Here is a 23,000-nt window from a genome sequence, read left to right as displayed (position 1 = left end):
GCCATGGCAGCGAAGTGACGGCGGGAATCGAAATCGGGACGGATAGTGCAGGCCAGAGCGTCCGGATGGACGTCGAGGAACTGCTGGCCACGCGTCTGCTCGTGCAGGGAAACTCAGGATCGGGCAAATCCCATCTTTTGCGGCGATTGCTGGAGGAGAGCGCCCGGCTGGTGCAGCAGGTCGTGATCGATCCGGAAGGCGATTTCGTGACGCTCGCCGACAGCTTCGACCATGTCGCCATCGATGCGGGCGCATATAATGAGCGGGAAATCGCGGCGCTTGGGGCGCGCATCCGCGAACACCGCGCTTCGGTCGTGCTGAACCTCGAATCGCTGGAAGTGGATGCGCAGATGAAATGCGCGGCGATCTTCCTGAATGCTCTGTTCGATGCCCCCCGCGATCATTGGTATCCCGCACTCGTCGTGGTGGACGAGGCACAGATGTTCGCGCCTGCCGCGGCGGGCGACGTTTCGGAGGACGCGCGGCGTGTGTCGCTGGCCGCGATGACGAACCTGATGTGCCGGGGGCGCAAGCGTGGCCTCGCGGGCGTGATAGCGACGCAGCGCCTCGCCAAGCTCGCCAAGAATGTCGCGGCGGAGGCCAGCAACTTCCTGATGGGCCGGACCTTCCTCGACATCGACATGGCCCGTGCCGCCGACTTGCTGGGCATGGAGCGACGGCAGGCCGAACAGATTCGCGACTTGGAGCGCGGACGTTTCCTCGCCCTCGGCCCGGCTATCAGCCGCCGGCCCATATCGGTAAAGATCGGCGCGGTGCAGACCAGCACGCGGACCGGCACCCATGGGCTGATGCCCCTGCCGCAGACGGTTACGGGCGGTAATGTGCAGGCGATGCTGTTCGCCGAAATGGAGGCAGATGCGCCGCCGCCTCGCCCCGAACCCAAGCCTCAACCCATCGCGGCAGAGGATCTGATCCGCAGCATCTCGGGCCCCGATCTCTCCGTTCCCGCCGCCGAGCGGGCCGCAGAGCCCCAGCCCGACCAGGCAGCTTCCGATACCGCCGTGATCACGGTGTTACAGGAAATGGTAGGTGATCCGGGCAGCGCCTTCCAGTCGATGGCTGTGCTGTATCAGGACTTCACCGTCCGCTGCCGCATGCACCGCTTGACCAAGGTGCCGTTGGACCTCCCCGCCTTCCGCCGCCGCTTTGCGATGGCGCAGGCCGGCATGTTCGATCCTATGGACCCGCGCTGGGAATTGCCGCTCTCCGCCGCCGGCCGTTTGCCGGAAGACATGCTCGCGCCGTTCCTGTTGATTGCGCATGCGGCGCTTACCGGCGAACCTTGCCCGGACGACGAGGCGCTAGCCCGCGCCTATGGCACCAGTTCGCAGGGCCGCGTGCGGCGGCTGATCGAATATATGGAGAAGCAGGGCGTCATCGTCGCCCGCACCGACTTCGGCGGCCGCCGCTCGATCGGCGTACCTGAACTCGGGCTAAGCACCGCAGCAGCGGAGGGATAGCGGCCACGAAAAAGGGCGATGTCCGGAGACACCGCCCTTTCAGACCATTACGAAGTTCAAGCCCCCTGCGGTGCCGGATCGCCGAACGGCCCCTTGCGGCGGCGCGTCTTCGGGATCGCCGTGCCAGCAACCGGAATGGCCGAGGGCCGGATCGTCGTGCCGTCGTCGCGCGTGATCTCGCCCTTGTCGAGCAGCGTCTTGATCTCATCGCCCGAGAGCGTTTCATATTCCAGCAGCGCATTGGCCAGCAGATGAAGCTGATCTACCTGCGTCGTCAGCACATCCTTGGCCTTTTCATAGCCCGCATCGACGATCGAACGGATTTCCTTGTCGATCAGTTTCGCGGTTTCGTCAGCCATGTGCGTGCGCTGGCTCTGCGAGTAGCCCAGGAACGTCTCGCCCTGCTGTTCCTCATATTGTAGCGGCCCGAGCACGTCGGACATGCCCCACTGCGTCACCATGTCGCGAGCCAGCTTGGTCGCGTACTGGATGTCGCCCGACGCGCCCGAGGACACCTTGTCATAGCCGAAGATGATTTCCTCGGCGACGCGCCCGCCCATGGACACTGCCAAGTTCGCGTGCATCTTGTCGCGATGATAGCTGTAGCTGTCCCGTTCCGGCAGGCGCATCACCATACCCAGCGCACGGCCGCGCGGAATGATCGTGGCCTTGTGGATCGGGTCGGACGCCGGTTCATGGACCGCGACGATCGCATGGCCCGCTTCATGATAGGCCGTCATCTTCTTCTCGTCGTCGGTCATGACCATGGAGCGGCGTTCCGCACCCATCATAACCTTGTCCTTGGCCGCTTCGAACTCGTCCATCGCCACCAGACGTTTGCCACGCCGCGCCGCCATCAGCGCCGCTTCGTTGACAAGGTTAGCCAAGTCCGCGCCGGAGAAGCCGGGCGTACCGCGTGCGATCGTGCGCGCGTTGACGTCGGGCGCCAGCGGCACCTTCTTCATATGCACAGCCAGGATCTTCTCGCGGCCCTCGATATCGGGACGGGGCACGACGACCTGCCGGTCGAAGCGGCCCGGACGCAGGAGAGCGGGATCAAGCACGTCAGGACGGTTTGTCGCCGCAACGATGATGATGCCTTCATTGGCTTCGAAGCCGTCCATTTCGACCAGAAGCTGGTTCAGAGTCTGCTCGCGCTCGTCATTGCCATTGCCGAGGCCCGCGCCGCGATGACGACCGACCGCATCGATTTCGTCGATGAAGACGATGCAGGGCGCATTCTTCTTCGCCTGCTCGAACATGTCACGCACGCGGCTCGCACCGACGCCCACGAACATTTCCACGAAGTCGGAGCCCGAGATCGTGAAGAAAGGAACACCCGCTTCACCTGCAATCGCCCGCGCCAGCAGCGTCTTGCCCGTACCCGGCGAGCCGACCAGCAGCGCGCCCTTGGGGATCTTGCCGCCCAACCGCGCAAATTTGGTCGGGTCCTTCAGGAACTCGACGATTTCTTCCAGTTCCTCGCGCGCTTCATCGATGCCCGCGACATCCTGAAACGTCACGCGGCCATGCTTCTCGGTCAGCAGCTTGGCCTTCGACTTGCCGAAGCCCATCGCACCGCCTGCGCCGCCACCCTTCTGCATCTGCCGCAGAACGAAGAAGGCAATGCCCAGGATCAGCAGGAACGGCAGCGACTGGTAGATCAGGATCATCCAGAAGCTTGGTTGCTCCTCCTGCTGGCCACTATATTTGACGCCGTAGTCGTCGAGCAAGCCGGTGAGGCCGGGGTCCGCGACGGGAACGGTGGAGAAACGCTGGTCGTTGGTCAGGGTGCCGGTGATCCGGTCGGGTGCAACGGCCACTTCCTTGACCTGCCCGTCCTGCACTTTCTGCCGGAATTCGGAATAGGCGATGCCCGTGCCGGACGTCGCTGCAGTACGGCTGTCGAACATCGACACGAACAGCAACAGGGCGACGATGACGCCTGCCCATATCATCGCGCTCTTGATCCAGGGGTTGCCCTGCGGTTCCTTGTCGTCGTTCATGCCATCTCGCTTTCTTGAGGCCAAGATAGGGCGCGGGGGACAAATGGCAATATGAGTCGCCCGCTATGCTCATCGGCACGCAAAGAATTAGAACATAAGGTATTTCACTATGGTGAATGTGTGACTAGCGAAACGTCTTTGCGCCGGAGCGCCTTGTCCCTGGGCATGAACGCCGCCATCGTGGCGTCCGCACACGGGAAACCGGCGACACAGGAGAGCGTTTCAGGCGCATGTTCATTCACGTTCCCATTGCCCTCGGCATACAGGCGGTCTGCTGGCTCATCGGCTATTTGCTCGGCGCACCGACCCGGGCGTCGATCTGGATCGGTTGCTTTGCAGGGTCTGCCGTCTGCGTGATGCGCGAAATCACGCAGCGTGAATATCAATGGATCGAAGCGTTCGGCAATGGCCTGCGCCGGAACATGCCGGGATATGAAGGCATGAAGTTCTGGGAATGGAATCACCATTCCATCGTCGAGACACTGACCGCCATTGCCGCCTCCGCTATCCTGGCGACGGCGCTCACTGCGTGGCGCTGATCTTTAGCTCCTTCGAGGCGGTGCAGGCCTGAGCGTCCAGTGGCTTCCGCCTTCCAGCAGCCAGTCGCCCAGCATCGTCTTCCCACCCGCGTTGAGTTGGACGAGCGCAGCGTCCAGCGCGTCGCCCCGCGGCGTTGGCGATTCCGGTGCCGCCAAGTTCAGCATGTGGAGCACCAACCGCCGCTGCACTTCGCGCGGAAAGGCCGGTTGGTTCAATCGCCAGCCGTCCACTTCTCGCACCACATGTCGCGTCGCCAGCCCATCAACCAGCCACTGCAAAGCGTCTTCTGCATCTGCCAGCGCGGCAGCGCTCCGGGTGGCGGCAACGGGGTCCAGCCAATCGACGTCCACCAGACGCTTGCGCAAGGCAGCACGATCGAAGCGCGAGTCCGTGTTGCTCGGGTCCTGAACGAAAGGAACGCCCTGCGCGTCCACCAGAGCCTGCAACTCCGCCTTCCGCCAGCCCAGCAGCGGACGCAGGACATTGCCGCTCCGCGCGCGCACTCCCGCCAATCCGGCAACACCGGACCCGCGATTGAGCCGCATCAGAACCGTCTCCAACTGGTCGTCGGCATGATGCGCCGTCAGCAGCCAGTCGAGGTCCCGCTCTTCACGCCATGTGTTCAGCAGAGCATAGCGCGCGGCTCGTGCAGCAGACTGGATGTTGCCAGTGATAGGTTCGGCCGGATGCAGAACGCTATGCACGATCCCCTGCCCGGCGCAATAATTGCCGACCATCGCCGCCTCTTCCGTCGACGCAGCGCGCAATCCATGATCCACGGTGGCGGCTTCTACCCGTCCCGGAAAAGCCGCCGATGCCAGCCACAGCAGCGCCATGCTGTCCGGCCCGCCCGACACCGCAATACCAAAGCGGTCCGCGGCTGCAGCGCCGGTCAGTCGGTCGATAGCTCCCCGAAAACGACGGACCTGCGCCTCAGCCACATCCCGTCACGCTGCGCATTTTGCGCGGTCGCGGCCCTTCGTCATCATGCTCCGCTGAGTCGCGTTCAGCGATCCGCCATAGACCTGTTCAAGTTCGCTGTAGACCTTGCAGGCGTCGGCAGGCTTCTTCAACTGGATCAGCGCTTCGCCCAGCCAAGTCAGGCTGTCGGCGGCGCGGTCGCCCTTGGGACGCTTCTGATAATTGTCGTAGAAGGCGACGGACGCCAGCGCGGGCTTCCCGTCATCGAGATAGGCGCGGCCCAGCAAATTGGCAGTGCGGCTGGCGGTGGGCGCAGTGCCATATTTGTCCAGCGCAGACTTCAGCTGAGCCTGCGCTTCGGGAAAGAACTTCGCCTCCCACAGCCGATAGCCATAAGTGTAGGCATCGAGCGCCGCATCGCCGGTGTCCGGCAACTGGATCGCAGCGACCTCCGCCCTGCGTGTTGCAGAAGTGGTAGGAGCCGCGGCGGGAGGGGCGTTCAAGGCCGCAGCCGGATCGCTTGCCCCAGAACCCGCCGTAGGCGCGGTATCGACAGGCGAAAGCCTTGCATCGGCATCCGCCTTGTACTTGGCGAAGGCGTCTTCCAGCTGCTTGATCTTGAAGCTGTTCTGCTCCGTCTGGCCAGTCAGAGTGGCAAGCTGGCCCTCCAGCGCATCGACTCGCGCGATCAGATCGGCGACTGGCGTCGAGGCCGGCGTGCCCGGCGCTTCGGTCGGGACAGGCGCGCGCGTGATATCGGGCTCGATCGGAGTGCCGCCGGGGAACACCTTGCGCTGGACCGCGCGCATTTCTTTTTCGAGCTTCTCGACTCGCTGCTGGACTGGCGCCGCCGATTGGGCAACCGCTTGCGGCGCGAAGGTTAGAACAGCCGCCAATGCGGAGGCGATAACAGGCAGACGACGCATGGATGATCCCCAGGGAATGAACAGGCCGTCAAGCATAAGGGCTTTGCGGCATCGGTAAAGCGTCCGTTATTGCTGAGCGGCTGTCGCAGGCACGGCCGCGCCATTGCCCGCTGCCGGTTCTCCTGTGGCAGGAGCGGCGGGACGTGCCAGCAGCGCTGCAGCGCTGATCGGGACGTCCGAGATAGTCCGCTCGGGCCGCCCGAGCGGCGGTACGGGACGGCCACCAACCGTCACGGCGACGGCGTTGGGACGACCTGTAAGGATCATCGGATTGTTCGCGTTCTCCGGCACCGTGAAGGTTTCGCCCTTCGCCATCTGCTTTTCGAAGAGCCGCTCGCCCGTTCCGTCATAGATCCGTAGCCATACCTGATCCGTCGCGGTCAGGACCACCGGCCCCTGCGTTGGCGCCGGTGCAGGCCTTGGCGCAGCGGCGCCTGATCCTGCGGCGGGTTTCGCGTTCTGTGAGCTAATCTGGGCGGCGATCTGTTCGTCGCTCGGCGGCGTAAACATCTGCGAGCGCCACAATCCATACCCCAAAGCCAGCAGCAATGCGATGACGGCTGCGGTCCATGCCAGATAGCGCGGTGGAACGCGCGCCGGGTCAGCCGGTTCGAACATCTCGTATCGCGGGGCATTCGCCATGTCAGAGCTGGAAAGCTCCCGTCGGACCCCAGCCGCTATCGCAATCTCGTCCGCACCAACGGCGCGCGCATAGGCTCGCGAAAACCCGACGGCATAGGGCACGCCCGGCAAAGCGGCATAGTCATGGTTCTCGACCAGCGAGAGCTGGCGGACCGGAACGCGTGTCCGGGTCGCCACGTCCTGAAGCGACAGGCCCTGCGCCTCCCGCGCGCGGCGCAAGACCTCGCCGGGCCGGTCCATGTCGAGCGAGCCTTGTTCCATCTCTTCCATCAAATATGTACCGCCCCTCATGCGGGAGCCGCGCAAGCGGCCGTGCCATGCTGTTGTCTCACCGGCACGCGCCCTCTGTCAACGGCGCTGCGCGGGAAACACCTCGCTTTTCAACCCGTTTTAGCTGAGATCGATGCGCCGCTCCTGCGCCCAGGTCGCCAGCGCGGCGCGTGCATTGGGCGTACCATCGGTCAGGAGCTTCGCCATTTCGGCACGGAGCGGCGCCAGTTCCACCGAACGGATCATGGCTTTCACCGGACCGATCGATGCGGGAGTTATGGAAAGCCTGCGCATACCCAAGCCGAGCAGCGCCATCGCCTCCAGCGTTCGCCCACCCATTTCACCGCACACGCCAAGCGGAACCTTGTGCTCCTCGCATGCCTTCACGATACGCGACAGGAACCGCAGGATCGCGATGCTGAGCCAGTCATATCGTTCTGCCAGCTTTGGATGGGCGCGATCCGCGGCAAACAAGAACTGCGTGAGGTCGTTGGTGCCCACCGAAAGAAAGTCGATGCGCGGCAGGAGCAGGTCGAGCACCTCCGCCAGCGCAGGGACCTCCAGCATCGCACCATAACGCACGGCGACTGGCACTGCCTTGCGCTGGTTCACCAGCCAGTCCCGCTGCTTTTCGATCAACGCCTTGGCATGATCGAACTCCCAGGGCTCTGAAATCAGCGGGAACATCACATATAACGTCCGGCCCGCCGCGGCCTCCAGCAAGGCCCGCGCCTGCGCTTTCATCAAGCCGTCGCGCTCCAGCGCGAGTCGCAAGCCGCGCCACCCCATGGCGGGGTTCTCCTCGGCCTCCTCTTCCTGCCGCATATAGGGCAGCGCCTTGTCTCCGCCGATGTCCACAGTGCGGAAGATCACGGGCCGGTCGCCTGCCGCGTCCAGCACATCCTTGTAGAGCCGCTGCTGTCTTTCCCGCTGTGGCATCGTTGCAGACACGAGAAACTGGAATTCGGTGCGAAACAGACCGATGCCGTCGGCTCCGGTGATATCGAGCGCGTTCGCATCGTCACGCAGGCCCGCGTTCACGAGCAATTCTATGCGCTCGCCATCCTTGGTCACGGACGGCAAATCCCGTGCCGCCGCGAAAGCCGCACGGCGCTTCTGCGTAAGCCCAAGCTTGTTTTCAAAGGCTTCGTCCATATCCGGAGTGGGCCGCACGAACACCCGGTTCTCGATGACGTCCAGCAGGATGAGATCGCCCTCATTCACCTGATGGCGGATGTCCCGCACTCGGCCCAGCACCGGCACGCCCATCGCCCGCGCCACGATGATGACATGGGCGGTCAGCGACCCCTCCTCCAGGATCACGCCCTTCAGCCGCCGCCGATCATATTCCAGCAATTCGGCAGGGCCCAGGTTGCGGGCAATGAGGATTGCGTCCTGCCGCAACCCCATTTGCGCGGCCGTACCGAGTTGCCCCGAAACGATGCGCAACAGCCGATTGGCGAGGTCCTCCAGATCGTGCATCCGATCCTGCAGCAACGGGTCCTGGATCTGCCGCATCCGCATCCGGGTGCGCTGCTGCACGCGTTCGATCGCTGCCTCGGCGGTTAGACCGCTGTCGATGGCTTCGTTGATGCGCCGGGTCCAGCCCTCGTCATAAGCGAACATCTTGTAGGTTTCGAGAACCTCCTGATGCTCGCCGTCGACGCCGAATTCCGACGCGCCGGTCATCCGCTCGATTTGCTCACGCATCTTCGCAAAGGCCGAGTAGACGCGCTGGCGCTCCGCCTCTGTATCTTCCGCGACGGTGTGCTCGATGGTGATGCGCGGCTGGTGGAAAACGGCGTGCCCGCGCGCCATTCCCATCACCAGTTGAAGGCCCGACAGCATATTGGAGCCCGTGCCCGCGACGCGGTCGTCGGTACGGCTGTCGTCAACCAGCTCGGCATTAGCAATGAGTTCGGAAAGGACCATGGCCACCGTCTGCAGAGCTTCGATCTCCACTTCCTCATAGCGCCTCGGGTCGACATGCTGCACGCACAATACGCCCACTGCCCTCTCGCGTCGGACGATCGGAACGCCTGCGAAGCTGTGGAACAGCTCTTCCCCGGTTTCCGGCAAATAGGTATAATCCGGATGCGCGGCTGCCTCATCCAGGTTCAACGTCTCCACATTTCGGGCAATGATGCCGACCAGGCCCTGCCCCATCGCCAGCTTGGCGACGTGCACCGCTTCCTGCTTCAGACCACGGGTTGCATAGAGTTCGAGCAACCCCTCGCGCAGAAGGTAGATGGAGCAGACTTCCGTCGACAGTTCCTCACCGATGATCTCCACGACCTTGTTCAGCTTTTGTTGCGCGGCAGAGCGCGACGCCATCAGTTCGTGCAAGCGGCTCAGGATCTTGCGGGCGGCAGTGGCGGGAGAAGTGACCATGCACGATGGCTAACAGAAACGCCGTCCTGCTTCCAACAGCGATATTCAGCTTCAAAAAAAACGAGGATCATGGTCGGCGCGATAGCGGGCCTTAAGGTCTGCTTCGTTGTGACCGGCATTAGAGGTCAATCCATCTTCAGGGGACGGCAGCAGATGAGCACCATTGCAATAGATGCGACAGCGAAAAAGGACTTACTCGACCGTGGCTATTCGCGGCGGCAGATGGGTCAGGTGGCGGCGCTTCTGGGCGCGGCGGCAAGTGTCACGGCTTTCCGCCCGGCCTTTGCACAAAGCCAGGCGGCACGTGGCGTCGCAGGCGCAGTGCAGATCGGCGCCAACGAATGCTGGACCGGCCCTTTCCCGGTGGCAGCAGAGGCCGCTGCCAAGATCGTCGCTCAGGGCAATCGCTACGATCCGGGCGACCTTCGCGGACAGTTCATCAAGACCGTGGCGCAGGTCGAAGGTCTGCCTGAAGAACATGTTCTCCCCTGGCCCGGCTCGGGCGATCCGCTGGTCCGCTCCGTCATAGCCTTCTGCTCGCCCGAAAAGGGCCTTGTGACGCCCGATCCGACCTTCGAATCCGCCTGGCGCGCTGCGGCATGGCTGAAGGCTCCGGTTTCGAAGGTTCCGATGACGCCCGGCAAGGGCGCCGACGTTAAGGCGATGCTGGCCGCGAACCCCAAGGCGGGCCTCTATTACATCGTCACGCCGAACAACCCCACCGGCACCATCACGCCGATAGCGGATCTGGAATGGCTTGCGGCTAACAAGCCTGCCGACTCCGTGCTGCTGATCGACGAAGCCTATCTGCACTTCTCCGATGCCCCCGGCGCGACGGCCCTTGCCAAGGGCCGCAAGGACGTGATCGTCATGCGCACCTTCTCCAAGATGTTCGGCATGGCGGGCATGCGCCTCGGCCTGACCTTCGCCGATCCCTCGCTTCACGCTCAGATGATGCGCTATGATGGCCGGCAGGTCACAGGCACGCTGCCTGTGACGGCGCTTGCCTGCGGCACGGCGGCCTATACTGCGTCCGACGCCATCAAGGCGCGGCGTGCCGAAATGGTATCGGTCCGGGAGGAGACGCTCGCTCATCTGAAGAAGCGCAACATTGCCTTCCACACGGGCAGTCAGGCTAATATGTTCATGGTCGACTGGAAGACCAAGCAGGCCAAGGAAATGCAGGCGGCACTGCTTGCGCAGAACATCCAGATCGGACGGTCATGGGAAATCTGGCCGACCGTGTCGCGTGTGACTGTAGGATCGGCCGAAGAAATGTCGAAGTTCAAAGTAGCGCTCGACAAGATTCTGACGGCTTAACCCGCGAAGTCGAATGAGGGGTCGTGGGCCATCGTTAAGGCGCACGCCCCTCGCCATTGCGGCTAAGCAGCTCGGCCAACAACTCTCTTCCCTCCCGACAGGCGAGAGGAGTCAACCTAGCCCCGGCCGTCCAGCGCTGCGCCAGCCTCCGACATCAACGCCGCGATAATCTCGGCGACGGGCTCCTCCTTCGTCACCATGCCGACCGACTGGCCAGCCATCAGGCTTCCACCCTCCACATCGCCATCAATTACTGCGCGGCGCAACGCGCCCGCCCAGTAATGCTCGATCTGCAGTTGCGCTTCCATCATGTCGACGGAGCCGCCGTCCAGCAGATTGGCGACTTCGCGCTGCTTTGCAGTGAAGTTCTCCGTCCCCGGATTCTTGAGCGCCCGCACCGGAATTACCGGGAGGCGAGGGTCAATCTGCACGCTCGCCACCGCATCGCGCGCCGATGCCCGCAGGAATGCCTTCTTGAACGCGTGATGGGCGATGCTTTCATGCGCGCAAACGAACCGCGTGCCCAGTTGCACGCCCGCCGCGCCCATTTCCAGATAGGCCGCAATCGCCTCGCCCCTGCCGATGCCGCCTGCTACGAACACCGGCAATTGCGCCGCCATCTCCGGCAATATTTCCTGCGCCAGCACACTGGTCGAAACGGGACCGATATGACCGCCCGCTTCCATTCCCTCAACCACCAGCGCATCCACGCCCGACCGGGCCAGCTTCTTCGCCAGCGCCAAAGCCGGAGCGAAGCAGATCAGCTTGGCACCCTTGGCCTTGATCGCCTCGATGCTGCCCTTGGGCGGCAGGCCGCCAGCAAGCACCACATGTGTCACGTCATGCTTCGCGCACACGTCGATCAGGTCGAACAACTGCGGGTGCATGGTGATCAGGTTCACGCCGAAGGGCCTGGACGTCAGCGCCTTGGTGGCGGCGATCTCCCGGTCCAGCAGGTCAGGCGTCATCGCTCCGCAGGCAATCACCCCGAATCCACCGGCATTGGAGATGGCGGACACAAGATTGCGTTCGCTCACCCAACTCATCGCCCCGCACATGATCGCGGTTTCGCAGCCAAGAAATGCAGTGCCGCGCGCCATCAAGGCGTCAAGTCTAGGATGGTTCATTCAAATTCCTGCGTTACGCCGCTGCAACAGCGGCGACGTTGGTCGATACCGCTTGGCCTCAGGCCGCCGGCGCGTCCGCGTCCAGACCATAAGCGGTGTGCAGCACGCGCACCGCCAGCTCCGTCTCGTCCTCGTCAATCAGCACGCTGACCTTGATCTCGCTGGTGGAGATCGCCTCGATATTGATCCCGCGATCCGCCAGCGTCTTGAACATCAGCGCGGCGACGCCCGCATGGCTGCGCATGCCGACGCCGACAACGCTGATCTTCGCGACTTCGCTGTCCGTGATGATCCGGCGGAACCCGATGCTGTCCTTGCGCGCTTCCAGGATATCGACACTGCGGGCCAGATCGGCGCGCGGCACGGTGAAGGTGACGTCCGTCTCCTCCATGTCCTTGCTGTCATTCTGGATAATCATGTCGACATTGATGCTCGCATCGGCAAGCGGCCCAAAGATATTGGCGACCGCGCCGGGCTTGTCGGGCACGCGGGTCACGATGATCTTGGCTTCGTTCTTGTCGTGCGCGATGCCGGTGATGAGCTGACGTTCCATCTCGTTGTCCTCTATTTCTTCTTCGCTGACGATGAGCGTGCCGGGCAGATCGTCCTGTGTTGGATCGTCGAAGGACGACAGCACCTGAACGCGCACGCCTTCCTTCATGGCGAGGCCCACCGAACGCGTCTGCAGCACCTTCGCGCCGACCGATGCCAGTTCGAGCATTTCCTCATATGTTACCATGTGCAGCTTGCGCGCGCGGGCCACGATGCGCGGATCGGTCGTATAGACGCCGTCCACATCGGTGTAGATGTCGCAGCGGTCCGCCTTGATCGCCGCCGCGACTGCCACGGCTGACGTATCGGACCCGCCGCGGCCCAAAGTGGAGACGCGCCCATCTTCCATCTGCCCCTGAAAGCCCGGAATGACCGCAACCTGCCCTGCACCCATGGCCGCCAACAGCGCGCCGGTTTCCATGCTCTCGACCCGAGCCTTGGCATGCGCCTCGACGGTACGGATCGGCAATTGCCAGCCAAGCCAGCTACGCGCGTCCACGCCCATCGCCTTCAGCGTCATCGCCAGAAGGCCGCTCGTGATCTGCTCGCCCGCGGCGACCACGACATCATATTCGGCCGGGTCGTAAAGCGGGCTGGCTTCGCGACAAAAGCCGACGAGCCTGTCCGTCTCCCCCGCCATCGCTGAAACGACGACCGCGACTTCATTGCCTTGGGCGACGACATGCTTCACGCGCGCCGCCACGTTGCGAATTCGCTCCATCCCCGCCATTGAGGTGCCGCCGAATTTCATCACGATGCGCGCCATATTTGCTGTCAGCCTTGCCTATGGGTAAGTTTATGTCGAAACGAGTGTGTTGGAGGGGTGCAAAAGCGCGCCTCCCTTAGTAAGCTGGAACAGATATGGCAAGCAACCCGGCACCCTCGCTGACACCGACCAGCACCATCGATCCCGCCGAAGCCGCGCGCTTTGGAGCCATGGCTGCCGACTGGTGGAACCCTAAGGGCAGCAGCGCCATGCTGCACAAGCTGAACCCTGCGCGCCTGTCCTTCATCCGCGGCGCCGTGGATGCCCATTGGCACAGCGACGCCAAGTCGCTGCGTCCGCTGGCTGGCAAGCGGGCGCTGGACGTGGGCTGTGGGGCGGGCCTTCTCTGCGAGCCGCTGGCTCGTCTCGGTGCGCACGTCACCGGCATCGACGCTGCGCCAGAGAACATCGCTGCTGCACAGGCTCACGCGACGGCACAGGGCCTCGCCATCGACTACCGCGCTGTCGGCGTGGAGGCGCTCGGTGAAACGGGATTCGATCTCGTCACCAGCATGGAAGTGATCGAGCATGTGACGGACCCTGCCCGCTTCCTGCACGGCCTGGCCGATGCGCTTGCACCCGACGGCCTCCTGATTCTATCCACGCCCAATCGTACGCCCCTGTCGCGGCTTGCGATGATCACGCTTGGCGAAGGCCTTGGGCAAATTCCCAAGGGGACGCACGATTGGGCGAAATTCCTGACGCCGGAAGAGATAGAGCCTCTGTTGAACTACGCCGGTTTACGAGTGACGCGCTGGAGCGGCCTGATGTTCGACCCGACCCGCGGGTTCGTGCTGTCGGAGAATCGCACCCTCAACTACCTGCTGACCGCCGTCAAAACGGCACCGGCCGCCTAGCCCCATTCAACCCGCCGGATTGGCGATGCTGTTGTCCTTCGGCGGCGGCGTCAGCCCTGCTTTCAGCCCCAGCCAGTCCGTGAAAGGCAGATCGTAAGCCCTGTCGAAAAATTCCGGCTGGAGACGCCAAGGTATGCTGGATTCACTGTTCCACAGCATGACGATGCCGGTCCCCGTCGCCGGGTCGAACATCATCGTGGAACGATAGCCCGACACCGCACCGCTATGCCCGATCAGCCGATGTCCCTTGTAGGTGAAGCTGCGCATGCCAAGGCCATAGCCCGGATTCTTCAACTCCCGGCCGAAGGGTGAGTTTCCGTAAGGGCGCTGCGTATTCACGCGGGACTGCTGCACATCCAGCAGCACCTTGGCCGGCAGCACATCGCGCTCCAGCCCCATCTGCGCCTGCATCCAACGCGCGAGATCGACGATCGACGAATTGACGCCTGCCGCGGCCGGAACGCGATAGTAATAATCCAGCATCGGCAGCGTACGGCCATTGCGATGGGGCCGCGCCCAGCTTTTCGACGTGAGCAGGCCATCCATCCCTACGCTCGCACCGGTCATACCCAAGGGTCGGAAAAGCCGCTCATTGGCAACTTCGCCATAACGCTTACCTGTGGCGGTGCCGATGACCTCGCTGATCGTATCATATGCGACATTCTGGTAACTGTGACAGGTTCGCGGCGGACAGACATTGGACAAGGTCGCAAAACTCTGCCGGATCACCTTGGGATCCTGCCCAATCTCCAGCCGGTCGTCATAAGCATTTTTGGATAGCCCGGTGCGCTGCGACAGCAATTGCTCCAGCGTCAATGTGCGTTGGGCGTCGCCGGGCAGGCGAAGGCTCGTATGATATTTGCCCAGCGGATCAGATAGCGAGAGCACGTGATCGGCCGCCAGCCGCGCGGTCAAAGTACCGGCCACGCTCTTGGACAGGGATGCCCAGCGAAAGGCCGTATGTTCATTCACGCTTTCGCCGGTCTCACTAGATGCGAGCCCATAGCCCTGCACGAAAGAGAGCCGCCCATCCTCGACCACGGCGGCCGCAAGGCCCTCCATGCTCTTGTCAGCCATCATCGCCCGTATGCGCGCGTCGAGCGCGAGATAGTCGATCTTCCCGTGCCAGTCGGCAGGCGTCACCGGCAGCTTCACCGGCGCGGCTCGCGCAGCAATCGGCCATTCGACATGCGGCGCCAGCGGGCCGTTCCAAGGCAGCACCGACAATCCCAACACGCCGCCGCCAACCAGCACGCCGGTTATAATCTTCAAACGCCAGCCGTAGAATAGGCCCTGCTTCGGGCGCTTACGCTTGATCTTATACGATGTAATTGGCCGTGGTCCTTGCCTTGACGTCTTCCGCCGAAATGCCCGGCGCGGTTTCGATCAATTTGAAAGGGCTATTATGATCCGGCCGCTGAAACACCGCAATATCGGTTACGATCATATCAACCACATTCTTGCCGGTCAGCGGCAGAGTGCATGCAGGGATGAACTTGGGGCCGCCATCCTTGGCGTTGTGCTCCATCACGACGATGATCTTCTTGACGCCCGCCACGAGGTCCATCGCGCCGCCCATGCCCTTGATCATCTTGCCGGGGATCATCCAATTGGCGATGTCGCCATTCTCCGCGACTTCCATCGCGCCGAGCACCGTCAGGTCGATATGCCCGCCGCGGATCATCGCGAAGCTGTCGGCGCTGGAGAAATAGGCCGACTGCGGCAATTCGCTGATCGTCTGCTTGCCCGCATTGATCAGGTCGGGATCTTCCTCCCCTTCAAACGGAAACGGCCCGATGCCGAGCATCCCGTTTTCCGACTGCAACGTCACTTCCACACCCGCCGGGATGTGGTTCGCGACCAATGTCGGAATGCCGATGCCAAGGTTCACATAGAAGCCGTCCTGCAATTCCTTTGCGGCACGCGCGGCCATCTCGTCACGGGTCCAGCTCATGCGACGGCCTCCTTCTGGCGAACGGTTCGAAATTCTATCCTCTTGTCGTAGGGCGCGCCGACGATCATGCGTTTCACATAGACGCCGGGGAGATGGATGCAGTCCGGATCGAGACTGCCGACCGGTACGATTTCCTCGACTTCCGCAACGCAGATCTTGGCAGCGGTCGCCATCGGTTGATTGAAGTTCCGGGCGGTCTTGCGGAAAATCAAGTTACCGCTCTCGTCGGCTTTCCAGCCCTTGATGATCGCCAGATCGGCAAAGATGCCGCGCTCGAGGATATAGTCCTCTCCGTCGAAATTCTTCACTTCCTTGCCCTCGGCAACCTGCGTGCCGACACCGGTCTTGGTGTAGAAGCCCGGAATACCGGCCCCACCCGCCCGGCAGCGCTCGGCCAGCGTTCCCTGGGGGCAGAATTCGACTTCCAGTTCACCCGCCAGATACTGCCGCTCGAACTCCTTGTTCTCGCCGACATAGCTGGAGATCATCTTCTTCACCTGTCGCGTGCGCAGCAGCTTGCCGAGGCCCTCGCCGTCGATCCCTGCATTATTGGAGGCGATGGTCAGGTCCTTGACGCCATGGTCGCGGATCGCATCGATCAACCGATCGGGTATGCCGCACAGACCGAAGCCGCCCGCGCATATCTGCATCCCATCGAACAAGAGGCCTTCCAGAGCAGATGCAGCGTCGGGATACAGCTTTTTCATTCGTGAGGCCCCTTGTTGAAAGCGCGCGAAGATCGAAGATGTGGACGCCATAAGCAGGCAAACCGCCGCGGTCAATTTGGGAAGCCGCACATGAAAAAAGCCGCGTCGTTGCCGACACGGCTTTTTCACGTCCAAAGGCGATTGGCTGTCAGGCGGTCAGATCTTGTCGCCCAAGGCGCCCTTGACCGAGCCCTTGAGGTTCTGGCCTTCGCCCTTGGTCTCCTGCGCCTTGCCCTCAGCTACTTGAGCTGGATCATTGCGTGCATTGCCGACGGCCTGCTTCACATTGCCTGCCGCCTCATTGGCGATGCCCTTGGCCTTGTCCGAAAGTTCGCCCATGGGAATTCTCCTTCTGCGTGAAATCTTGCCGACCCGCTGCGAAAGACAATGTAGGATAACGATCTAAGTTCCCGCCATGCCGCCTAAACGCGCCAGAGCGAGTGCTGCTTACGCTATAGCCTTCACCTTCGCACGATAGGCGTGGAGCAGCGGCTCGGTATAGCCATTAGGCTGCGTCAGCCCTTCGAACACCAGCGCGCGCGCCGCCTGATAGGCAAGGCTGCTGTCCGCATTGCCCGCCATCGGCCGGTACAGTGGATCGCCCGCATTCTGCGCATCCACCTTGGCCGCCATGCGCTCCAGCGCTTCCTCGGCCTGCTCCTGCGTACAGACGCCGTGCAGCAGCCAGTTCGCCATATGCTGCGAGGAAATGCGCAGGGTGGCGCGATCCTCCATCAGACCGATATCGTGGATGTCGGGCACCTTGGAGCAGCCGACACCCTGATCGATCCAGCGGACGACATAGCCCAATATGCCCTGCGCATTATTGTCCAGTTCGTCGCGAACGTCCTGCTCCGACCAGTTCTGACCGGCTGCGACTGGAATTGTCAGCAGCGCGTCGAGGCTCGCCACCGGCTCCGCCTTGCGCTCCGCCTGCCGCGCGAAAACGTCGACGGCATGATAATGCGTCGCGTGCAGCGTCGCGGCAGTGGGTGATGGCACCCATGCGGTATTAGCGCCCGTCATCGGATGCCCGATCTTCTGCTCCAGCATGTCGGCCATCCTGTCCGGCGCGGCCCACATGCCCTTGCCGATCTGCGCCTTGCCCGACAGCCCGCAGGCGAGACCGATCTGTACGTTGCGATCCTCATAGGACTTGATCCAGCTCGACGTTTTCATGTCGCCCTTGCGGATCATCGGGCCCGCCTGCATCGATGTGTGCATTTCGTCGCCCGTCCGGTCGAGGAACCCGGTGTTGATGAAGACGATCCTATCCTTCACAGCCTGGATGCAGGCCGCGAGATTGGCGGAGGTCCGCCGCTCCTCGTCCATCACCCCAACCTTGATCGTATGGCGCGCCAGGCCCAGCAGGTCCTCGATCGCGTCGAACAGGTCGTTAGTGAACGCGGCTTCCTCCGGCCCGTGCATCTTGGGCTTGACGATATAGATGCTGCCTGCGCGGCTGTTCACGAAATTGCCTGAGCGATTGAGGTCGTGGAGCGCGATCAGGCTCGTCATGATCCCGTCGAGAATGCCTTCGGGTGCCTCGCCGCCATCCGCCAGCAGCACAGCGGGCGTCGTCATCAGATGACCGACATTGCGCACGAACAAGAGGCTACGCCCCGGCAGCGTCAGCACCGAACCATCTGGGGCAGTATAGCTGCGATCAGCGTTCAAGCGGCGCGTCATCACTGCCCCGCCCTTCTCGAACGTGTCCTCCAGATCGCCCTTCATCAGACCAAGCCAGTTCGCATAGGCGGCGACCTTGTCCTCCGCATCGACGGCGGCGACCGAATCCTCAAGATCGCAGATCGTCGACAGCGCGGACTCAAGGACGACATCGGCCAACCCCGCTGGATCGTCCCTGCCGATCGGATGCGCGAAGTCGATGACCAACTCGATGTGCATACCGTTGTTCTTCAGCAGGATGTTGTCGCCAGAACGGCCCACCAGTTGCGCCGGATCACGCAGCACCGGCTCGCCGCCCTGCCAGTCTGTCCAGCTTCCGCTGGCCAGCGGCACCGCCTTGTCCAGAAACGCCTTTGCCCATGCGATGACCTGCGCGCCGCGCGCGGCATCATAGCCCTTGCCCTCCGCCTTTCCCGGCAACGCATCGGTGCCATAGAGCGCATCGTACAGGCTGCCCCACCGCGCATTTGCGGCATTAAGCAGGAAGCGGGCGTTCAGGATCGGCACGACCAGTTGCGGCCCCGCCAGCGTCGCCAGTTCGTCATCGACATTTGTCGAGGTGATCGCGAATGGCGCTGGCTCCGGGACCAGATAGCCGATCTCGCGTAAAAACGTCTGATATTCTGCCATGTCGAGCGGCTTGCCCGCCCGGGCTCTATGCCACTCGTCGATCTCTGCCTGCAGATCGTCCCGCTTGGCCAGCAGAGCGGCGTTTCGTGGTGCAAAGTGCGCGAAAATGTCTGAAAAACCTGACCAGAAGGCTTCGGGCGCAATGCCGGTGCCTGGCAGAGCCTGCGCCTCCACGAAATGCACCAGCTCCGCTGCGACACCGATATCCGCTTTTTGAAGGGTGGCCATATGTCTGAACTCCTTGTGGATGTCGCCGCACTATAGACCCCGTCGATTATGCAGAGTAGACGCTAAGGATCAGCAACAGCTTTTCCTCTGGTGCAATAATCGTGATGGACCCTGACTATGACCTGTTCATGGCTATCGTCACCTCCGGCAGCCTCTCAGCGGCCGGTCGGCGTCTCAACACCTCACCAGCGATGGTGTCGAAGCGGCTCTCGCGTCTCGAGGAACGTCTGGGCACAAGGCTGCTTCACCGCTCCACGCGCAAGATGGCGCTGACGGCACAGGGGCAGCGGCTCCACGCCGACCTTCAGACCATCATGACTGCACTTCGGGAAGCGGAAAGCCGGGTCCAGGGCGCGGCCGACGAACCAAGCGGTCCTCTCCGCGTCTCCGCCCCGACTTCCTTCGGCCGCATGCACCTTGCGCCCCATATCGGAGCCTTCCTCGAAAGCTATCCGGCCATAGACTTTACGCTCCACTTGTCCGACGAGTTCGTCGATCTGTTCGCCGATGGCATCGACGTAGCGATCCGCATCGCTCCGGAAATTCCCCGCGGCTTGACGGCGCACCGGCTGGCGCGCAGCGAGCGCGTCCTCTGCGCCTCCCCCCACTATATCGCGGCCAGGGGCGAGCCCAAGTCGATCCCGGACCTCGCCAAACATCGCCTTCTCGCCGCTACGGGCCAATTGCCGTGGCGCCTGACTGGCCCCACCGGACCCACCACATGGGAAGGCATAAGTCATGTGCACACCAACTCCAGCGAAGTAGCGCGCGAACTGGCGATTGGCGGCATCGGCATCGCTTTGCGGTCGCTTTGGGATGTCAATCGGGAACTAGAAGCCGGCACCTTGCGGCGCATCCTCCCCGATGTGACTGGCTCGTCGGACATCGCGATCTATGCCGTACACCCGCCGATGCCGACAGCATCCTTGACGCTGACAGCTTTCATCGACTTTCTGGCCAAGCTCTATGGCCCGGTCCCGCCCTGGGAATAGCGGCGGGGATCAGCGCGCTTGCCTCCCCAATCAACCCTCGGCAAAGAGACATCCCTTACTTAGGACGGACGTTGAACGCAGCACAGACCCGCAGCTGGCTACTGGAATGGGCGTTCGCCTTCGCGATGCTGCTGGGTGCGACGTTCCTCGTCCACGTGACCTTCGCCAGTGCGCGCAATATCCCCGAGATATTCTTCATCGACCAGGATTTCCCCGCGCTGATCGGGAGCTTAACGGCAATTGCCTTACTGGCTTCATGGGCGAGCCGCGGCCGCCCTATCATTCTTCCCGCACCCGAATGGAAACGCGTCGGGATCCTTGTCCTACTGGCGATGCTTATTGCATGGGCCGGGCGCTATATCGTGTTCCAGGATTACAGCCTCTCCCGCGACGAGGAGATGGCCGAATTCGCCGCTTCCTATATGCGGGAAGGCAAGCTGGCATGGCCTATACCCCAAGAATGGATCGCCTACCGCCGCGCGATCATCCCGGAGTTCTTCTCGCCCTTTGGCGCCGCGCGTTTCTGGGCTGCCAACTACCTGCCCGTGAACAGCGCCATCCGCGCTGCCTTTACATGGATCGGCGATGCAAATCTCGCGCCGCCTGCCTTGCTTGCGTTGGGTCTGGGCGCGCTCTGGCACAACGCACGGAAGCTGTTCCCCGACCGTCCCGATGCGATCTGGGTGGCGATGTTGATGGGGCTGACTTCAGCCCAGCTCACCATCACTGCCATGACACCTTATGCCATGACCGGCCACTTCGCACTCAACATGCTCTGGCTCGCACTGGTACTCCGTGACGATTGGAAGGGTCATGTGGGTGCCGCAATAGTGGCGGTGCTCGCAGGCGGTCTCCATCAGTGGCATTTCGTCCTGATTTATATCGTCGGCTTTCTGATCTGGTTTGCTTTGCAGCGCCGCTGGCTTGCCCTTGCCTTTCATGCTTCGGTGTGCGCCGTCATCGTCCTAATTTGGGCGAAATGGTGGCCGGCTTTCCTGATCGACCTGCACGGTCCTGCCAGCGACATCCGCCCGTCCGCAGGTGTTGCGGACAAAATCTCCAGCCTCGGCACTCGCGTCCTCAAAAGCTGGTATCCATTCGCCTATAGCGTCCGGTTCATCGCCTGGAACAATCTCCTGCTCATCCCGCTCGCGCTTGCAGCCGTGCTGGGTTGCGGATGGCGCACTTTGTTCAAAGGCGGCGCGCCAATCCTGCCGCTCGCCATCGGATGTGTCGCGGGCGCGGCGCTGATGACGGCGCAGGTTTATGGCTGGGGCTTCCGCTATATGCACGGCTATATCGGCAGCTTCTGCCTGCTCGCGGGCTATGGCTGGACAGCAATGGCACGCCGTGAGACCGCATCGCTAAAGCCGGTCCTTCTTGCCAGCGGAATTGCGCTTTGCTCGACCGGGTTCCTGGCTTGGCGGGCGCAGGAATGGGTTGCCCCTTATGCAGCAAGCAACCGCCTGATCCGCGCCAGTGATGCTGATGTCGTGTTGGTCGATGCACGCGGCGGCATCTACGCTTCAGATCTTGTCCGAAACGATCATGGACAGTTCACGCGACCGCTGGTCCTCTCGCTCGCAGCGCTTGATCTGGACATGCTGGACAACCTCTGCGCACGATATAAGATCGCAATCTTCGACCGAACAGCATTCTTTCCCGTCGGAATTCGTGCCGCACGATGGCAGGCCGCAAACGGGACAATCCTGCGTGCTCGTTTGCGCCAACTCCAGTGTGGCGAACAGCTTCGGGCTGTCGAAGGCTGAACTAAATTGGCCTGGGACCAACTTATGTTGCGGTTGCGAAATAGCAATTAGCGGAGACCGGGAACTTGTCATAGGCTTCGGCAGGTCATAGCAAAGTGCCTGCCGGCGCATTTAATGATTTGATTGCCACAATTACGGGACCCTTATGAAACGGATACGCAAGGCTGTTTTCCCTGTCGCTGGGCTTGGCACACGCTTCCTTCCCGCGACCAAATCGGTTCCCAAGGAATTGCTCGCGGTCGTCGATCGGCCTTTGATCCAATATGCCGTCGACGAAGCTATCGAAGCCGGCATCGAACAGATGATCTTCGTGACTGGGCGCGGCAAGAACGCCATTGAAGATCATTTCGACATGGCCTTCGAGCTTGAATCAACCCAGCGCGAACGCGGCAAGGACATGTCGGCTTTGGACGGCACGCGGCTTGCGCCGGGCAATGCGGTTTTCATCCGCCAGCAGGAACCGCTCGGCCTTGGTCATGCGATCTGGTGCGCCCGCGACATCGTTGGCGATGAACCTTTCGCGATCCTCCTGCCGGACGAATTTATGCACGGCAAACCGGGCTGCTTGAAGCAGATGGTGGACGCATATGAGCGCGTCGGCGGCAATCTCATCTGCGGCCTTGAGGTGCCGATGGAGCAGACGCCAAGCTACGGCGTGCTGGACCCCGCGGGAACCAATGGCGACCTCACCGTAGTAAAGGGCCTCGTCGAAAAGCCTGCCCTTGGCACCGCACCCTCCAATCTCATCGTTGCTGGGCGCTATATCCTGCAGCCCGAAGGGCTCTGTTGCAAAAATCGTGAAGCTTGAGCATGCTTGGCGGAGATTGGACGGACGGAACGATGACGGATTTCAAGTGGCGCCATTTCCAGGGTGATGTGATCCTGTGGGCGGTGCGCTGGTATTGTCGCTATCCGATCAGCTATCGCGACCTTGAGGAAATGCTGGCGGAACGCGGCATTTCGGTCGACCATACGACGATCTATCGCTGGGTCCAGTGCTACGCCCCGGAGATGGAGAAGCGGCTGCGCTGGTTCTGGCGGCGTGGCTTTGATCCGAGCTGGCGCCTGGATGAAACCTACGTCAAGGTGCGGGGCAAGTGGACCTACCTGTACCGGGCAGTCGACAAGCGGGGCGACACGATCGATTTCTACCTGTCGCCGACCCGCAGCGCCAAGGCAGCGAAGCGGTTCCTGGGCAAGGCCCTGCGAGGCCTGAAGCACTGGGAAAAGCC

General features: G+C 62.4%; 18 protein-coding genes and 2 pseudogenes. 8 read left to right on the top strand and 12 right to left on the bottom strand.

The features are described 5' to 3' along the window. Positions 1 to 14: 14 nt before the first annotated feature. Positions 15 to 1,481: an ATP-binding protein gene (locus QHC67_RS09540; RefSeq protein ID WP_319293798.1), complete on the top strand. Its 1,467-nt coding sequence runs from the start codon at positions 15 to 17 to the stop codon at positions 1,479 to 1,481. 56 nt (positions 1,482 to 1,537) lie between these two features. Here QHC67_RS09540 and ftsH read toward each other — a convergent pair whose 3' ends face one another. Then, positions 1,538 to 3,487 (bottom strand): ATP-dependent zinc metalloprotease FtsH, encoded by a 1,950-nt coding sequence (gene ftsH / locus QHC67_RS09535; protein WP_319293692.1) that lies wholly within the window; start codon positions 3,485 to 3,487, stop codon positions 1,538 to 1,540. 230 nt (positions 3,488 to 3,717) lie between these two features. On the opposite strand from ftsH, the gene QHC67_RS09530 reads away from it, so the two are divergent. Then, a complete protein-coding gene (locus QHC67_RS09530) occupies positions 3,718 to 4,026 on the top strand; it encodes a hypothetical protein (protein WP_319293690.1) in 309 nt (102 codons plus the stop codon). Between the two features lie 3 nt (positions 4,027 to 4,029). Here QHC67_RS09530 and tilS read toward each other — a convergent pair whose 3' ends face one another. From tilS to ptsP, 4 genes are all read right to left on the bottom strand, one after another. Further along, a complete protein-coding gene (tilS, locus tag QHC67_RS09525; protein ID WP_413818516.1) occupies positions 4,030 to 4,968 on the bottom strand; it encodes a tRNA lysidine(34) synthetase TilS in 939 nt (312 codons plus the stop codon). A 6-nt stretch (positions 4,969 to 4,974) separates the two neighbouring features. Further along, positions 4,975 to 5,874, bottom strand: a complete 900-nt coding sequence (locus QHC67_RS09520; RefSeq protein WP_319293688.1) for a hypothetical protein — start codon at positions 5,872 to 5,874, stop codon at positions 4,975 to 4,977. A gap of 66 nt (positions 5,875 to 5,940) precedes the next feature. After that, entirely contained in the window at positions 5,941 to 6,807 is an 867-nt protein-coding gene (locus QHC67_RS09515; RefSeq protein ID WP_319293686.1) for a helix-turn-helix domain-containing protein, read from the bottom strand. A gap of 99 nt (positions 6,808 to 6,906) precedes the next feature. Then, positions 6,907 to 9,177 (bottom strand): phosphoenolpyruvate--protein phosphotransferase, encoded by a 2,271-nt coding sequence (gene ptsP, locus QHC67_RS09510; protein WP_319293684.1) that lies wholly within the window; start codon positions 9,175 to 9,177, stop codon positions 6,907 to 6,909. 153 nt (positions 9,178 to 9,330) lie between these two features. Here ptsP and QHC67_RS09505 point away from each other — a divergent pair, with 153 nt between their 5' ends. Continuing rightward, complete coding sequence (locus QHC67_RS09505; RefSeq protein ID WP_319293682.1) at positions 9,331 to 10,497, top strand: pyridoxal phosphate-dependent aminotransferase; 1,167 nt, start codon at positions 9,331 to 9,333, stop codon at positions 10,495 to 10,497. 116 nt (positions 10,498 to 10,613) lie between these two features. Here QHC67_RS09505 and QHC67_RS09500 read toward each other — a convergent pair whose 3' ends face one another. Both QHC67_RS09500 and QHC67_RS09495 read right to left on the bottom strand, forming a co-directional pair. Continuing rightward, a complete protein-coding gene (locus QHC67_RS09500; protein WP_319293680.1) occupies positions 10,614 to 11,624 on the bottom strand; it encodes a nitronate monooxygenase in 1,011 nt (336 codons plus the stop codon). A gap of 58 nt (positions 11,625 to 11,682) precedes the next feature. Continuing rightward, positions 11,683 to 12,942 (bottom strand): aspartate kinase, encoded by a 1,260-nt coding sequence (locus tag QHC67_RS09495; protein ID WP_319293678.1) that lies wholly within the window; start codon positions 12,940 to 12,942, stop codon positions 11,683 to 11,685. 95 nt (positions 12,943 to 13,037) lie between these two features. Between QHC67_RS09495 and ubiG the strand changes: the two genes are divergently transcribed. Continuing rightward, positions 13,038 to 13,799: a bifunctional 2-polyprenyl-6-hydroxyphenol methylase/3-demethylubiquinol 3-O-methyltransferase UbiG gene (ubiG, locus tag QHC67_RS09490; RefSeq protein ID WP_319293676.1), complete on the top strand. Its 762-nt coding sequence runs from the start codon at positions 13,038 to 13,040 to the stop codon at positions 13,797 to 13,799. 6 nt (positions 13,800 to 13,805) lie between these two features. Here ubiG and QHC67_RS09485 read toward each other — a convergent pair whose 3' ends face one another. The 5 genes from QHC67_RS09485 to QHC67_RS09465 form a co-directional block, all read right to left on the bottom strand. Continuing rightward, the gene (locus QHC67_RS09485; RefSeq protein WP_319293674.1) at positions 13,806 to 15,071 is read right to left on the bottom strand and encodes a serine hydrolase domain-containing protein; all 1,266 of its coding nucleotides are present in this window, start codon (positions 15,069 to 15,071) and stop codon (positions 13,806 to 13,808) included. Between the two features lie 46 nt (positions 15,072 to 15,117). Further along, positions 15,118 to 15,753: a CoA transferase subunit B gene (locus QHC67_RS09480; protein ID WP_319293672.1), complete on the bottom strand. Its 636-nt coding sequence runs from the start codon at positions 15,751 to 15,753 to the stop codon at positions 15,118 to 15,120. Further along, positions 15,750 to 16,460 (bottom strand): CoA transferase subunit A, encoded by a 711-nt coding sequence (locus tag QHC67_RS09475; RefSeq protein WP_319293670.1) that lies wholly within the window; start codon positions 16,458 to 16,460, stop codon positions 15,750 to 15,752. Before QHC67_RS09475 ends, QHC67_RS09480 begins: the two co-directional genes overlap by 4 nt. 156 nt (positions 16,461 to 16,616) lie before the next feature. Beyond that, positions 16,617 to 16,799 (bottom strand): CsbD family protein, encoded by a 183-nt coding sequence (locus QHC67_RS09470; RefSeq protein ID WP_319293668.1) that lies wholly within the window; start codon positions 16,797 to 16,799, stop codon positions 16,617 to 16,619. A gap of 108 nt (positions 16,800 to 16,907) precedes the next feature. Next, on the bottom strand, positions 16,908 to 19,007 hold the full coding sequence (locus QHC67_RS09465; RefSeq protein ID WP_319293666.1) for a malate synthase G: 2,100 nt from the start codon (positions 19,005 to 19,007) through the stop codon (positions 16,908 to 16,910). A 104-nt stretch (positions 19,008 to 19,111) separates the two neighbouring features. Between QHC67_RS09465 and QHC67_RS09460 the strand changes: the two genes are divergently transcribed. From QHC67_RS09460 to QHC67_RS09445, 4 genes and pseudogenes are all read left to right on the top strand, one after another. Continuing rightward, positions 19,112 to 19,999, top strand: a complete 888-nt coding sequence (locus QHC67_RS09460) for a LysR family transcriptional regulator (protein ID WP_319293794.1) — start codon at positions 19,112 to 19,114, stop codon at positions 19,997 to 19,999. Positions 20,000 to 20,070: 71 nt separating this feature from the next. Further along, positions 20,071 to 21,768 carry an MFS transporter gene (locus tag QHC67_RS09455; RefSeq protein WP_319293664.1) on the top strand — a complete coding sequence of 566 codons (1,698 nt, stop codon included), beginning with the start codon at positions 20,071 to 20,073 and terminating at the stop codon, positions 21,766 to 21,768. 145 nt (positions 21,769 to 21,913) lie between these two features. Then, positions 21,914 to 22,546: pseudogene (locus tag QHC67_RS09450) on the top strand (UTP--glucose-1-phosphate uridylyltransferase); the annotation flags it as partial. A 62-nt stretch (positions 22,547 to 22,608) separates the two neighbouring features. Beyond that, a pseudogene (locus tag QHC67_RS09445) lies at positions 22,609 to 23,000 on the top strand (IS6-like element IS6100 family transposase); the annotation flags it as partial.

This window comes from Sphingobium sp. (assembly GCF_033795625.1).
Classification (GTDB): Bacteria; Pseudomonadota; Alphaproteobacteria; order Sphingomonadales; family Sphingomonadaceae; genus Sphingobium.
Note: the sequence above shows the minus strand (reverse complement) of the source record. Positions and strands in the feature narration are given on the sequence as shown.

Bases quoted from the DNA above. Each gene is read 5' to 3' on its own strand.
- ftsH (WP_319293692.1), bottom strand. From the start codon at position 3,487: ATGAACGACGACAAGGAACCGCAGGGCAACCCCTGGATCAAGAGCGCG.
- QHC67_RS09530 (WP_319293690.1), top strand. From the start codon at position 3,718: ATGTTCATTCACGTTCCCATTGCCCTCGGCATACAGGCGGTCTGCTGG.
- QHC67_RS09520 (WP_319293688.1), bottom strand. From the start codon at position 5,874: ATGCGTCGTCTGCCTGTTATCGCCTCCGCATTGGCGGCTGTTCTAACC.
- QHC67_RS09515 (WP_319293686.1), bottom strand. From the start codon at position 6,807: ATGAGGGGCGGTACATATTTGATGGAAGAGATGGAACAAGGCTCGCTC.
- ptsP (WP_319293684.1), bottom strand. From the start codon at position 9,177: ATGGTCACTTCTCCCGCCACTGCCGCCCGCAAGATCCTGAGCCGCTTG.
- QHC67_RS09505 (WP_319293682.1), top strand. From the start codon at position 9,331: ATGAGCACCATTGCAATAGATGCGACAGCGAAAAAGGACTTACTCGAC.
- QHC67_RS09500 (WP_319293680.1), bottom strand. From the start codon at position 11,624: ATGAACCATCCTAGACTTGACGCCTTGATGGCGCGCGGCACTGCATTT.
- QHC67_RS09495 (WP_319293678.1), bottom strand. From the start codon at position 12,942: ATGGCGCGCATCGTGATGAAATTCGGCGGCACCTCAATGGCGGGGATG.
- ubiG (WP_319293676.1), top strand. From the start codon at position 13,038: ATGGCAAGCAACCCGGCACCCTCGCTGACACCGACCAGCACCATCGAT.
- QHC67_RS09480 (WP_319293672.1), bottom strand. From the start codon at position 15,753: ATGAGCTGGACCCGTGACGAGATGGCCGCGCGTGCCGCAAAGGAATTG.
- QHC67_RS09475 (WP_319293670.1), bottom strand. From the start codon at position 16,460: ATGAAAAAGCTGTATCCCGACGCTGCATCTGCTCTGGAAGGCCTCTTG.
- QHC67_RS09470 (WP_319293668.1), bottom strand. From the start codon at position 16,799: ATGGGCGAACTTTCGGACAAGGCCAAGGGCATCGCCAATGAGGCGGCA.
- QHC67_RS09465 (WP_319293666.1), bottom strand. From the start codon at position 19,007: ATGGCCACCCTTCAAAAAGCGGATATCGGTGTCGCAGCGGAGCTGGTG.
- QHC67_RS09460 (WP_319293794.1), top strand. From the start codon at position 19,112: ATGGACCCTGACTATGACCTGTTCATGGCTATCGTCACCTCCGGCAGC.